This window comes from Acinetobacter bouvetii DSM 14964 = CIP 107468 (assembly GCF_000368865.1).
In the GTDB taxonomy this organism is placed as follows: domain Bacteria; phylum Pseudomonadota; class Gammaproteobacteria; order Pseudomonadales; family Moraxellaceae; genus Acinetobacter; species Acinetobacter bouvetii.
Window position 1 is genome coordinate 85,500 of the sequence record NZ_KB849725.1, and the last position, 12,402, is coordinate 97,901.

General features: G+C 49.7%; 12 protein-coding genes. 6 read left to right on the forward strand and 6 right to left on the reverse strand.

Annotation, left to right across the window (positions count from 1 at the left end; translation table 11 throughout):
- The first annotated feature begins 57 nt into the window (after nucleotides 1–57).
- Both F941_RS16795 and F941_RS00390 read left to right on the forward strand, forming a co-directional pair.
- Nucleotides 58–192 carry a hypothetical protein gene (locus F941_RS16795; protein ID WP_005006590.1) on the forward strand — a complete coding sequence of 45 codons (135 nt, stop codon included), beginning with the start codon at nucleotides 58–60 and terminating at the stop codon, nucleotides 190–192.
- Between the two features lie 21 nt (nucleotides 193–213).
- Nucleotides 214–2,424, forward strand: coding sequence for a phosphocholine-specific phospholipase C (locus F941_RS00390; protein ID WP_005006591.1), 2,211 nt, complete (start codon nucleotides 214–216; stop codon nucleotides 2,422–2,424).
- A 66-nt stretch (nucleotides 2,425–2,490) separates the two neighbouring features.
- On the opposite strand, the gene nadC is transcribed toward F941_RS00390, so the two are convergent.
- The gene (gene nadC, locus F941_RS00395; protein WP_005006596.1) at nucleotides 2,491–3,336 is read right to left on the reverse strand and encodes a carboxylating nicotinate-nucleotide diphosphorylase; all 846 of its coding nucleotides are present in this window, start codon (nucleotides 3,334–3,336) and stop codon (nucleotides 2,491–2,493) included.
- Between the two features lie 178 nt (nucleotides 3,337–3,514).
- Here nadC and ampD point away from each other — a divergent pair, with 178 nt between their 5' ends.
- Complete coding sequence (gene ampD, locus F941_RS00400) at nucleotides 3,515–4,087, forward strand: 1,6-anhydro-N-acetylmuramyl-L-alanine amidase AmpD (RefSeq protein WP_005006597.1); 573 nt, start codon at nucleotides 3,515–3,517, stop codon at nucleotides 4,085–4,087.
- A gap of 77 nt (nucleotides 4,088–4,164) precedes the next feature.
- Entirely contained in the window at nucleotides 4,165–5,715 is a 1,551-nt protein-coding gene (murJ, locus tag F941_RS00405; RefSeq protein ID WP_171065486.1) for a murein biosynthesis integral membrane protein MurJ, read from the forward strand.
- A gap of 69 nt (nucleotides 5,716–5,784) precedes the next feature.
- Here murJ and F941_RS16110 read toward each other — a convergent pair whose 3' ends face one another.
- Nucleotides 5,785–5,943 (reverse strand): DUF1328 domain-containing protein, encoded by a 159-nt coding sequence (locus tag F941_RS16110; RefSeq protein WP_005006601.1) that lies wholly within the window; start codon nucleotides 5,941–5,943, stop codon nucleotides 5,785–5,787.
- 191 nt (nucleotides 5,944–6,134) lie between these two features.
- Here F941_RS16110 and F941_RS00415 point away from each other — a divergent pair, with 191 nt between their 5' ends.
- Nucleotides 6,135–6,587 carry a YcgN family cysteine cluster protein gene (locus F941_RS00415; RefSeq protein WP_005006604.1) on the forward strand — a complete coding sequence of 151 codons (453 nt, stop codon included), beginning with the start codon at nucleotides 6,135–6,137 and terminating at the stop codon, nucleotides 6,585–6,587.
- A gap of 78 nt (nucleotides 6,588–6,665) precedes the next feature.
- Here F941_RS00415 and F941_RS00420 read toward each other — a convergent pair whose 3' ends face one another.
- Both F941_RS00420 and F941_RS00425 read right to left on the reverse strand, forming a co-directional pair.
- Nucleotides 6,666–7,145 (reverse strand): 2-thiouracil desulfurase family protein, encoded by a 480-nt coding sequence (locus F941_RS00420; RefSeq protein ID WP_005006606.1) that lies wholly within the window; start codon nucleotides 7,143–7,145, stop codon nucleotides 6,666–6,668.
- 53 nt (nucleotides 7,146–7,198) lie between these two features.
- Nucleotides 7,199–9,337, reverse strand: coding sequence for a sensor domain-containing protein (locus F941_RS00425; protein ID WP_005006610.1), 2,139 nt, complete (start codon nucleotides 9,335–9,337; stop codon nucleotides 7,199–7,201).
- 265 nt (nucleotides 9,338–9,602) lie between these two features.
- Here F941_RS00425 and F941_RS00430 point away from each other — a divergent pair, with 265 nt between their 5' ends.
- A complete protein-coding gene (locus F941_RS00430; RefSeq protein WP_005006612.1) occupies nucleotides 9,603–10,880 on the forward strand; it encodes a replication-associated recombination protein A in 1,278 nt (425 codons plus the stop codon).
- 147 nt (nucleotides 10,881–11,027) lie between these two features.
- Here F941_RS00430 and purC read toward each other — a convergent pair whose 3' ends face one another.
- Complete coding sequence (gene purC, locus F941_RS00435; RefSeq protein ID WP_005006614.1) at nucleotides 11,028–11,747, reverse strand: phosphoribosylaminoimidazolesuccinocarboxamide synthase; 720 nt, start codon at nucleotides 11,745–11,747, stop codon at nucleotides 11,028–11,030.
- Between the two features lie 37 nt (nucleotides 11,748–11,784).
- Nucleotides 11,785–12,393, reverse strand: a complete 609-nt coding sequence (locus F941_RS00440; RefSeq protein ID WP_005006615.1) for a hypothetical protein — start codon at nucleotides 12,391–12,393, stop codon at nucleotides 11,785–11,787.
- Nucleotides 12,394–12,402 lie beyond the last annotated feature (9 nt).

A 12,402-nucleotide genomic window follows, 5' to 3' on the forward strand; every position in this document is an offset into this window, starting at 1 on the left:
CCTGTCATTTTGCTGCTTTATTTCTATGTGCGCATACAACTCTAAGGAATCTAACAAATGCGCTTTTTTTTGATGCTGCTCGTCATGAGTTCTGCTGTTTTGCTGAGCGCCTGCAATGGCGATGATGACGATGTATCTGGCGGGCAGCCAACGCCGCCGAAGCCCAATTGCAAAATGCATTGCGCCCCATAATAAAAACAGCAGGATAGAACAATGAACCGCCGTGACTTTTTAATAAATTCGACCAAAACATTATTCGGCTCTGCCGCATTTGCCAGTTTTCCGCTCAGCATTCAAAAAGCCTTGGCGATTGATGCCAAAGTTGAAACGGGGACTTTGCAGGATGTGAAGCATGTGGTGATTTTGACGCAGGAAAACCGCTCTTTTGACAATTATTTCGGCATGCTGAAAGGCGTGCGTGGCTTTGGCGACCGCTTCGGCATTCCGCTGGCGGGTGGGCGCAAAGTCTGGCAGCAGTATGGCAAAAATAATCAGCTGTATTATCCCTATCATCTCGACAGCCGTTTGGGCAATGCGCAGCGCGTCAGCGGCACGCCGCATTCTTGGAAAGACGGGCAGGCGGCATGGAACTGCGGGCGCATGGGCAACTGGGTTGAACATAAAAATCCGCAGTCAATGGGCTATTACAAAAAAGCCGAAGCTGAATTTCAGTATGCTTTGGCCGATGCCTTTACCCTATGCGACGCCTATCATTGCGCCATGCATGCCGGCACCAATCCGAACCGCAAATTTATTTGGACGGGAACCAACGGCCCGACCGGTTCAGGTACAGCCAGCGTAGTGAATGAATTTGACGGCATCGGCAGCTCTGCCGTGGGCTATGACTGGACGACGTATCCAGAACGTTTGCAGCAGGCCGGCGTCAGCTGGAAGGTTTATCAAAATATGCCTGACAACTTTACCGATAATCCCTTGGCGGGCTTTAAGCAATATCGTGCTGCGAACGAGCAGTCAGGCCAGCCAGTCAGCCACAGCCTCCCCATCTGCCCTGCTTATGATGAAGCGGTCGACGCCAAAGAACCGCTGTATAAAGGCATTGCCAATACCATGCCGAACGACGGCGGTTTGCTGGGGCAGTTCAAGCAGGATTTAGCTGCGGGCAAATTGCCGCAGGTCAGCTGGATTGTGGCGCCAGCAGCCTATAGTGAGCATCCTGGGCCATCCAGCCCCGTGCAGGGCGCTTGGTATATTCAGGAACTGCTGAATGCATTGACGGATCAGCCGGAACTGTGGAGCCAAACCGTGCTGCTGGTGAACTTTGATGAAAATGACGGCTTTTTTGACCATATGCCGTCACCTTCTGCGCCATCGCGGGAAATTAACGCCAGCGGTGAAGTGCTGAAAGTGCATGGCAAAACTACGCTGAGCGATGAACAGCTGTCTTTTGAATATTTTAACCATCCGCCTGTGGCAGGTTCGACATCGCAGCCGCGCCGTGAATTTGTAAACGGTGAAAATGTGAATTTCTGGCACGGGGTATATGGGCCGGGCGTAAGGGTGCCGATGTATGTAATCTCGCCGTGGAGCCGCGGCGGCTGGGTCAATTCGCAAGTGTTTGACCATACCTCCATTATCCAGTTTCTAGAGCAGCGTTTTGGAGTGAATGAACCGAATATCAGCCCGTACCGCCGTGCGGTTTGCGGTGATTTGCTGTCTGCTTTTGATTTTAAAACGCCCAATACCAGCATGCTGCCGAGTTTGGAGGGCAGCAAAAGCAAGGAACAGGCGGATATCATCCGCAGCAATCAGGAAAAGTTGAGTCAGGTGCAGGTGCCGGTGCTGCAGGCCAAACCGAAACAGGAAACGGGCTTGCGCCCATCACGTGCGCTGCCGTATATGCTGCATGCCAGCGCGAAAGTGAATGCAGGCGCAGGCGCGGTGAAGCTGCTGTTCTCGAATACCGGCGTGCAGGCAGGCGTGTTTCATGTCTATGACCAGCTGGATTTAAGTGCTGTGCCGAGACGCTATATGGTGCAAGCAGGCAAGCAGCTGGAAGATGACTGGACGCTGAAAAACGGCCAGTATGATTTGTGGGTTTTGGGGCCGAACGGTTTTCATCGCGCATTCAAAGGCGACTTAAATGAAAAAGAGCAGCTGCAGGCGCTGCCGGAAATTCGAGTGTGCATGGAAGAATGCGCGCCGCGCATCTTTTTGAAAATCCGTCATGATGGGCAGCAGAGCGCTGATCTCACCGTGAAAGCCAATGCCTATTTAGACGGTAAAACGTGGCAGATCAAAAGCGCTGCCAATGAAAGCGAAGTGGTGCTGGATATGCAAAGTGTGCATGGCTGGTATGATTTTAGCGTGACATTGAATAATGGCAGCAGTTTTGAGCGCCGTTTTGCGGGACGCATTGAAACAGGCAAGGATGGCTATTCAGATCCGTTTATGGGCGCTGAATAGCCAGCATGAATGACTGAAATAAAAAAGCGCCTGCTGCAGGCGCTTTTTTATATTTGCAGTTTGAGTTTAGGCATTAAAACGCATGGATAAATCCACAGCTTTGACATCCTTGGTCAATACGCCCATCGAAATATAGTCCACGCCTGTCGTGGCCACTTCGCGCAGGTTTTCAATGGTGATATTGCCTGAAGCTTCCAGCTTGCAGCGTCCAGCAACGTGCTTCACCGCATCCATCATTTGCTGCTGGCTGAAATTGTCCAGCATCACAATATCCGCATTCGCTTCCAGCGCTTGATTCAGCTCATCCCAGTTTTCAACTTCAACTTCCACAAGCTTGCCCGGGGCAATGCTGTGCGCTTTGGCAATGGCCTGAGCGATGCCGCCCGCCGCCATAATGTGGTTTTCTTTAATTAAAAAGGCATCAAATAAGCCCAAGCGGTGGTTTTGCCCGCCGCCGACCGCAACTGCATATTTTTGCGCAATGCGCAGGCCCGGCAGGGTTTTGCGTGTATCCAGCAGTTTGGTCTTTAAACCGTCCAGCTGCTTCACATATTCAGCGGTTTTGGTTGCGACAGCGGACAGCGTCTGCACAAAGTTCAGCGCTGGACGTTCCACGGTCAGCAGGCTGCGCGCGGAACCTGCCAGCTTTAGAAACGCTTCATCCGGCGCAACGCGGTCGCCGTCATTTTTCAGCCAAGTCACCTGCACAGATGGATCATAGGCCTGAATCAAGGCATTCACCCATGGCTGGCCAGCAAGAACCATGCCTTCACGGCTGATGATTGTGGCGGAAGCCTGCTCATCCTCAGGGGTTAATAGGGCAGTGATGTCTCCATCGCCAATATCTTCCTGCAGCGCCTGCTGAATATTGATTTGGATGGATTGTTCCAGCAAAGATTGAGAGATGCTCATAAAGTTCCGTCTCTATTAACCCAAGAAATTTGCGCGCTATATTAACATTGTTCCTGAAAAATGAGCGATTTTTCATACAGCTGAAATGCTGAATTGAGATTTACCAAGGAAAGTTTTAGCATGGGAGCCATCTCTTTGCTGGCCTCCAGCATTCTTTGCAGCCTATTAGGATGGATTTATGTCCCCAGCAACAAGCTTTCAGGTTCGTGATGGCCAGCTGATCGGCGCGCGCCAAGTGCCATCGCCCAATTACAATCAGCGGCCTGAACAGGCGGATATTCAGCTGGTGGTGGTGCACAACATCAGCCTGCCGCCGTCTCAATTTGGCGGCGGCTATATCGAGCAGTTTTTTCAAAACCGGCTGGATTGGTCTGCGCATCCGTATTTTCAAAGCATTGAAGGCATGCAGGTGTCTGCGCATCTGCTGATTTTAAGAAGCGGAGAGGTGCTGCAGTTCGTCAATTTCAAGGACCGCGCATGGCATGCGGGCCGCTCCTGCTATTTAGGCCAAAAAGAATGCAATGATTATTCGATTGGCATTGAACTGGAAGGCAGTGATGATTTGCCCTTTGATGAGGCGCAGTATCAGGCGCTGACTGCGGTTACGGCCTGCCTGCAGCGGGCTTATCCAAAAATTCAGCAGCACTTGGCGGGACATTCCGATATCGCGCCGGGGCGCAAGACGGATCCTGGCCCATTTTTTGACTGGTCCAAGTTCAGAGCGGAATTGCACCATTTTAAAAATAAATAAATAACAACATTAGCTCTAAATTAACCAATGAAAGTTAAGCCGGAGTTTCATTACAATAGCGGCAATTAAAATATTAGGTGAATACGATGGCATTATGGCGATCGACCGTCATTGTCAGTGCAATGACCATGCTGTCCCGAATTTTGGGATTAGTCCGCGATATTGTGCTGCTGAATGTATTTGGCGCAGGCAAAGATTTCGATACCTTTGTGGTCGCTTTCCGTATTCCGAACTTTTTTCGGCGGCTGTTTGCAGAAGGGGCATTTTCTCAGGCCTTTATTCCGGTTCTGACCGAATATAAAACGGGCCGCACCCATGCGGAAGTGCAGATTCTGATCAGCCGGGTATTCGGCTGCCTCACCACCTTTATGAGCGCTTTGACCTTTGTGGCGATGGTGGCGGCGCCGGCGATCATCTATATCTATGCGCCAGGCTTCCATGATGATCCGGAGAAGTTTGCGCTGGCGACAGACATGTTCCGCCTGACGATTCCCTATCTGCTGTTTATGTCGCTGACGGCTTTCGCCAGCAGTATTTTAAACAGCTACGGCTCCTTTACTTCACCGGCTTTTTCCCCAGTCCTGCTGAATTTGGCGATGATTGCAGGGGCCGTGTGGCTGACGCCGTATATGGCCGAACCGATTATGGCCTTGGGCTGGGCGGTGCTGATCGCCGGTATTTTACAGCTGGCGATTCAGATTCCGGAACTGTGGAACAAAAAACTGCTGATCCCGCCCAAAGTGGATTTCAAGCATGAAGGCGTAGACCGCATCATGAAACTGATGCTGCCGGCGCTGTTCGGTGTTTCAGTGACTCAGATCAACCTGCTGCTGAACACCATTTGGGCATCGTTTATGCAGGATGGCTCCGTGTCTTGGCTGTACAGTGCAGAGCGCATGACGGAACTTCCGCTGGGCCTGATTGGGGTCGCAATCGGCACGGTGATTTTGCCGTCGCTGTCGGCGCGCCATGCCGAGCAGGATCAGGCTAAATTCCGCGGCATGATTGACTGGGCAGCCAAGGTGATTATGTTAGTCGGCATTCCAGCAAGCATTGCCTTATTTATGCTGTCAACACCCATTATTCAGGCGCTGTTCCAGCGCGGTGAATTTACGCTGGAAGATACGCAAATGACCGCTTTGGCGCTGCAGTGCATGAGCGCAGGCGTGATTTCATTCATGCTGATTAAAGTCTTTGCACCGGGCTTCTATGCGCAGCAAGACACCAAAACACCAGTACGCGTCGGCCTGATGGCAGTAGCGGCCAATGCCATTTTAAACGTGGTGTTTATTGGCTTCTTTAAGCTAATTGACTGGCATGCAGAGCATATGGCGCTGGCATTGGCGTCTTCAGGTTCTGCGTTGGTGAATGCGGGCATGCTGTACTTCTATTTGCATAAACGCAATATTTTCCGTTTTGGCGCGCATTGGAAAAAACTGGCGCTGCAGTTTGCTTTGGCCAATATTGCCATGATCGCTGCGCTTTGGTACGGGTTAACTTGGTATAACGGTGAAGTGTCGCAGTGGATCCGCGTCGCTGAAGTGATTGGATTATGTGTTGTTGGCATCGCTGCATATGGCATTGCATTAATTGCATCCGGCTTCAGGCCGCGCCATTTGCGCCCATAAAAAGCAGAGACAATCCTGAAAATAAGCGCCTATTGAGGCGCTTATTTTTTTAGTGACTGCAGAAGTACGCTATACCTTTCCGCGTGACAGGAAACCAACAATCGCAAGAATCACCGCAATCACCAGCAGGATCACTGCAAAATCTTTGGATAGCCCTGCAACGCCGCCAAATCCGAGCAGGCTCGCAATTAATGCGATTACTGCAAATATAATAGCCCAACGAAACATCGTACTTCTCCATGTGTTTTTATTCTGATCTTCAGTATAGGTTGATTGAATTTTGCACATTGTTATGCTTTTGTTGGGAACTTTTGAATAGATTGTGACGGCTGATTGAAAAGTATCTATTGCACAGCCGCAATCCAAAGTGAGAGGAGGCTGTTATAATTGCGCCGATGACCTAAACTGAATTTTAGACCATGACGGATGCCATTCGCCCGCAATTTTGGAAAAATTACGCTTTATCTGAGCTGACCCATGCCGAATGGGAAGCGCTATGCGATGGCTGCGGCAAGTGCTGTCTAATCAAGCTGGAAGATGAAGAAACACAGGAAGTCGCGTATACCAAAGTGGCTTGCCAATTGCTGGACTGCGCCACAGGGCATTGTTCAAATTATGCTGACCGCCTGCAGTTTGTGCCCGACTGTATTCAGCTGACCCCTGAAAGGCTGCAGAAAATTTACTGGCTGCCGGCAAGCTGCGCCTACCGCCGGCTGAATGAAGGCAAAAGTTTGCCTGCATGGCATTATTTAAACACCGGCAGCCGTGACAGCATTATTCAAGCGAGAAAATCAGCGGCGGGGCGCTGCATCAGCGAAAAAGAGGTGGACGAAGATGAAATTGACGACTATATCGTGCGCTGGGTGCGCTAAGCATGCACTGCGGTTTGAAGGTCTCAATGATGCTTTTTTGTCCTGACCGGGAATGCATTTGCAATGCAGGCCGCAACATTATTTGAAATGAGCGCTGCGCTGATTTAAATATTCAAAGAACTCCAGTTCAGAGATGACCTGAAAGCCATGCAGCTGCAGCAAGGCCGCTGTAATGCCTGAACCGGCTATCTTTCTGCTGCTGAAGCTGCCGTCGTAAATCAAGTTGCATCCGCAGGACGGACTATTTTCTTTAAGAACCGCCATTTGAACATGGTGTTTTTGTGCCAATGCCAGTGTTTTATAGGCGCCTGAAATAAAAGCGGCCGTCACATCTGCGCCATCCCCAGTCAAGACCTGCGCATGGCCTGCCAAAACATCCTGTGCAGTCCCGCCTGAAATTTCTGCCGCTGCCCGCGGGCAGGCAAGCCCGCCGAGCATTTCGGGGCAGGCGGTGATGGCTAATTTCTGGCGGATCAGCTTTTGGATGGCAGCATGCTCATAGGCTTTGCCGTCATAGCGGACAGGCTGTCCGGCTAAACAGGCGCTGATTAAATACATGGATAAAATCCGCTCTCCGGTTCATTGCGGTCTTGCATGGGAAAAAGACGGCGTTACAGCCGCGGCAGCAGCTGTTCCGCATCTGAATGGTTCATTGGCATATAAAAATAAAAACCTTGCCCTTTAAGGCAATTGCAGGATTTTAAAATTTCCAGCTGCTCAGTTGTTTCGATGCCTTCAACTAAAATGTCCAGCGCGATGCTGCTGCCCAGCTGGCTGATGGTTTTAACGATGGCCAAAGCAGACTGGTCATTGGTCATGCGTTCGACAAAATTTTTATCAATTTTAATGCAGTCAATCGGGTAGTCCCTTAAGCGGGTTAATGAGGAATGCCCTGTGCCAAAATCGTCCAGAGAAATTTGAATACCGGCTGCTTTCAGCAGGTTCAGCGCGCGGATCACATAGTCGGCGCCGTGCTCGGAGAGGCTTTGTTCGGTAATTTCAACTTCAATCAGATGGTGCGGAATGCCATATGCATGCATGCGCTTCAGCAGTTTTTCAGCATAGTCATCTCGCAAGAATTCAACAGGGGCGGCATTAATAGAGATTGGCATCACCTCCATTCCATCCGCCATCCATTGCCGAATATCTTTAAAAATTTTGCGGTGCATGGTGTCGCTGATGCCAGAGGCGAGTTCATAATCATGAAAAGCGGCGAAAATATTGCAAGGCAGCTGTAATTGCCCTTCCTGGTCATGCCAGCGCAGCAGCGCTTCAAATCCAATGACGCGGCCATCCTGCAGCAGCACTTTCGGCTGATAATATGGCTCAATGCTGTCTAATTTTAAAATGCTGCGGGCTAAGGTCAGCTGTTTGGTGGTCACTTTCAGCGCTTCAAACATGGATTGAGTAAACATGCGGATGCCGCCGCGGCCGCTGGACTTTAAATCGTTTAAGGCAATGTCCGCACATTTCAATAAATTTGACGCATTTTGCGCATTGCCCGGATAAATTGAGCAGCCGATACTCATGCCGCCATTAATGGATTGCCCTGTATAGCTGATCGGCAACTCCATTTGCATCCAGGCCTGATGCGCGATGCTCAGCAGCTGCTCCTGGCTTTTCAGATGAGGCACTAAAATCGCAAATTCATCACCGCCTAAACGCGCTACGGTAATCTGCTCATCAAAACAGTTCTGGAAGCGCTGTCCTAAAGTCACCAGCAGGTGGTCGCCTGCAGTATGTCCCAGCGTGTCATTGACGTGCTTGAAATAATCTAAATCGATGAGCAGCAGGCCGACTTGCTGCTGGCGGTTTTGCGCATCCTGCAAGGTCATTTTGAATAATTTATTGAATGCCCGGCGGTTCAGCAGGCCAGTTAATTGATCTTCTTCAATGACGTGCTGCAATTTTTCTTCGGCTATCATTTGCGGGCTGATATTCCGGGATACGCACAAAATCTGCTGCGTAGCCCCGTTTTCATCGATGATGGGCGTTAAAATATGATCCCAATGCTGCACTTCCTGCCCAGACGTCAGGCTTTTGGCTGCAAAGCGCGCATTTTGCCCTGAGGCCGCCAAATGCAAGGCCTTTTCACCCGCTGTGCGGACATCGCCGGGCAATAAATTCAGCCAAGGCATGCCGAATTTTTTTTCATCGGCGGAGATTCCCAGCGCTAAACAGCCTGAGCGGTTCATATGCATCACTTTGCCATCTGGCGTTAAGATTTTAATGCAGTCTACGCTGGCATCCAGCATTTTATTTTGCCGGAAAATCTGCTGGCTGAGCAGCAGCTGCTTTTCATATTCTTCATGGATGTCGGTGATGCTGAGCAGCCATTGATATAAGGGCTGTTCGGCCGCGGGAAAATTAATCTGCAGGCTGCACATGCGGTAACCCAGTTTAGCGTGTTTAACGCGGCAGTCTTTATGAAAGCTTTTGGAGGTCAAAGTGGCTGTGCGCCAAAGGATAATCAAGTGTTCTAAGTCTTCAGGATGGATGTACTGAAGCCACTGTTCGTCATTAACCGGTTTTTGTTCAAGGCCCATAAATTGCGCCATTGCGCTGTTGAAATAGGGGGAGCTGTGCTGCGTTTTGATCCAAATCGGCAAATGCAGATCATCCATGAAAGAATGGGGCGGTGGATTGGTGAGTGCCGGCATTGTAAACATAGCAGGAGGCTGAAATTGGGCTGCAATTTCTGATTTAATCGGCCTGGATGCATGCGCTTTGCTTTTCAATGACGACTTCATTACGTCCACCATTTAATGATTGCGTTTCAAATTATGACATTAATCACATTTTATAGTGTGGAAAATTGATTCTTTGATAAAAATATTTTAATAATGCTCAATGAATTAAACATATTTATTCGGCTTTGCATAGAGCATTTCGACTAACTCATCAATGAGTAATTTTCAGCATATAGGCGGAGGCTGCATGAATAATGCTCATGGATTTAAAATCCTGGTGTTAGAATGGTTTCCGACGTGTTTTTAGCAGCCGTGAAATCAGAAGATGTCAGACAGCAATATTCCGCTACCCGAACGTATTAGACCCCGAGACCTTTCCGAAATTATTGGACAGGATCACTTGCTGGGAGATCAGGCGCCGCTGCGCCAGATGATTGATCAGGGGCATTTGCCGTCCATTATTTTCTGGGGGCCGCCAGGCGTTGGGAAAACCACCGTCGCGCTGCTGCTGGCGCAGGCGGTCGACCGGCCATTTGTCAGCTTATCGGCGCTGAATACGGGGGTCAAGGAACTGCGTGAAGTGATTGCGGATGGCGGTGACTTATTGCCCCCTGTGGTGTTTATTGATGAGATTCACCGTTTTAACAAATCACAGCAGGATGCGCTGCTGAATGCGGTCGAAAAAGGCAAGATAACGCTGATTGGCGCAACAACAGAAAATCCGTCTTTTGAAGTCAATAGCGCATTGCTGTCGCGCTGCCAAGTGTATACCCTGAATGCGCTGGACGCCGAATCCATTCAAACCCTGCTGTCGCATGCGCTGCGTACAGACAGTTTTCTCAAAGCGCGTTATATCCAAATTGAAGAATTTGAAGCGCTGGTGCAGTTTGCCGCTGGAGACGCGCGCAAGGCGCTTAATTTGCTGGATTTAATCGCCAGCACCTTCGAACCGGATGAGGAAAACATCATCACCAATGCGGTGGTGGTGAAAGTCGCGCAGCAGAATATTGCCCGTTATGACAAGTCTGGCGAACAGCACTATGATTTGGTTTCCGCCATGATCAAGTCCATCCGCGGCAGTGATCCTGATGCTGCCTTGTATTGGCTCGCGCGCATGCTGAAAGGCGGGGAAGACCCGGTATTTATTGCGCGGCGCATGCTGATCTTGTCTTCTGAAGATATCGGCAATTCCAATCCGAATGCGCTGCTGCTGGCGGGAGAATGCTTCCGCTCTGTACAGGCTCTGGGCATGCCTGAAGCGCGGATTATCCTTGGGCAGTGCGCCGTGTATTTAGCCACCAGCGCCAAAAGCAACAGCACCTATTTAGCCATCAATCAGGCCATGAGCCTTGCGGAAAAGACTGCGAATTTGCCTGTACCGCTGCATTTGCGCAATGCGCCGACCAAACTGATGAAAGAACAGGGCTATGGCGTGGACTATCTGTATCCGCATAATTATCCAGAGCATTTTGTGCTGCAGGAATATTTGCCGCCGGAACTCAAGGGCACCAAACTGTATGAATCTGCGCGCAATAAACGCGAAGTGGAAGGCGAGCGCCTGCAGCAGCGCCGCTGGATGCAGGAACAGCAGCAACAGCAATAAAAACCCAGCTGAGGGGCTGGGCAAAAGAGAATGTCCCTGAAAGATGCATTCTGGAGCGCGGCGGGCTGGCAAAGCTCTGCAGTTTATTTTCTGTCAAAAAAAACCGGGCTGAATGCCCGGCTTTTTGCTTTAAAGCTTAGACATGCATTAGATGTCTGAAAGATCGATGCCGATACGGGCAGCGACTTCTTCATATGCTTCAACCACACCGCCTAAGCCTTGGCGGAAACGGTCTTTATCCAATTTTTTCTTGGTGTCTTTATCCCACAGGCGGCAGCCGTCTGGAGAGAATTCATCACCTAAAACGATACGGTCATGGAACACGCCGAATTCAAGTTTAAAGTCCACCAGCAGCATGCCGCCAGCAGCAAATAACTCTTTAAGCACGACGTTTACTTTATAAGTCAGCTCTTTCATTTGAGCCAGCTGTTCAGCAGTAGCCCAGCCTAAAGAAATCGCCTGAGATTCGTTGACCATTGGATCGCCCAACGCGTCGTCTTTAAAGAACAGTTCAAACGTAGGCGGAACCAGTTCTTTGCCTTCTTCAACACCCAGGCGGCGGCACAATGAACCCGCTGCGTAGTTGCGCACGACACATTCAACAGGAATCATTTTCAATTTTTTGACTAAAACTTCAGTCGGAGAAAGAAGCTTTTCAAAGTGCGTTTCAATGCCGGCAGCAGCCAATTTTTCCATGATAAAGGCGTTAAAACGGTTGTTCACCTTACCTTTACGATCCAGCTGTTCGATTTTCTCGCCGTTGAATGCGGATGCATCGTCACGGAAGACTAGGATGAGGTGATCTGCGCTGTCTGTTTCATAAACAGATTTCGCTTTACCAGTATAGAGCAAGGTTTGTTTTAACATGGAGGGAACCTTTTTCAAAAAAAATGCCTAGAAGTGTCTAGGCTGGCCAATTTTGGTAAATCTGAGTTAACAGGTCTGCAGCGGTTTGTTTGTCTGCAAAACTGTTATCGGCATTGAACACAGCAAGGCTGTTGCTGGACCCCACAGATGAAAGCTTTAAAATATAGGTTTGCTGATCGACTTTAACAGTTACTTCGTAACGGTTTTTGCTTTGAGCAACGACGGTATGATTAAGGCTGCTGAGGGTAGCAAGCGTGTATTGCCAAATTGTAGCAGAATTCCCATCGATTTTGAGCAATGGATTCTGATTTCCGTCTGTGACCAGCTGAGGACGGCTGATAGCAGCTTCTTCGGCCTGGCCGGCATCAGAGATGGCGTGTTCCTGATTTTCATCAGGACGCGGCAGGGAAAAACGGTTGCCTTTCTGATTTTCCAGTTTAGGGGCATGCTCAATAGCAAGCTGATCAACCGTTGGAGCAGGATACAGCGGCGTTGCAGGACGAACCATGGAGCCTTCAGGATATTGCAGCGGATTAAGCTCGGTTGTGTCTTTGTAGTCCAAGGTGCCATTGTTAAAGGCGAGGGAACTGCAGCCGGCTAAACTGAATACAGAAAGCGCAAGGGTTAATCCTAAACGTAATTGCATAATATTTTG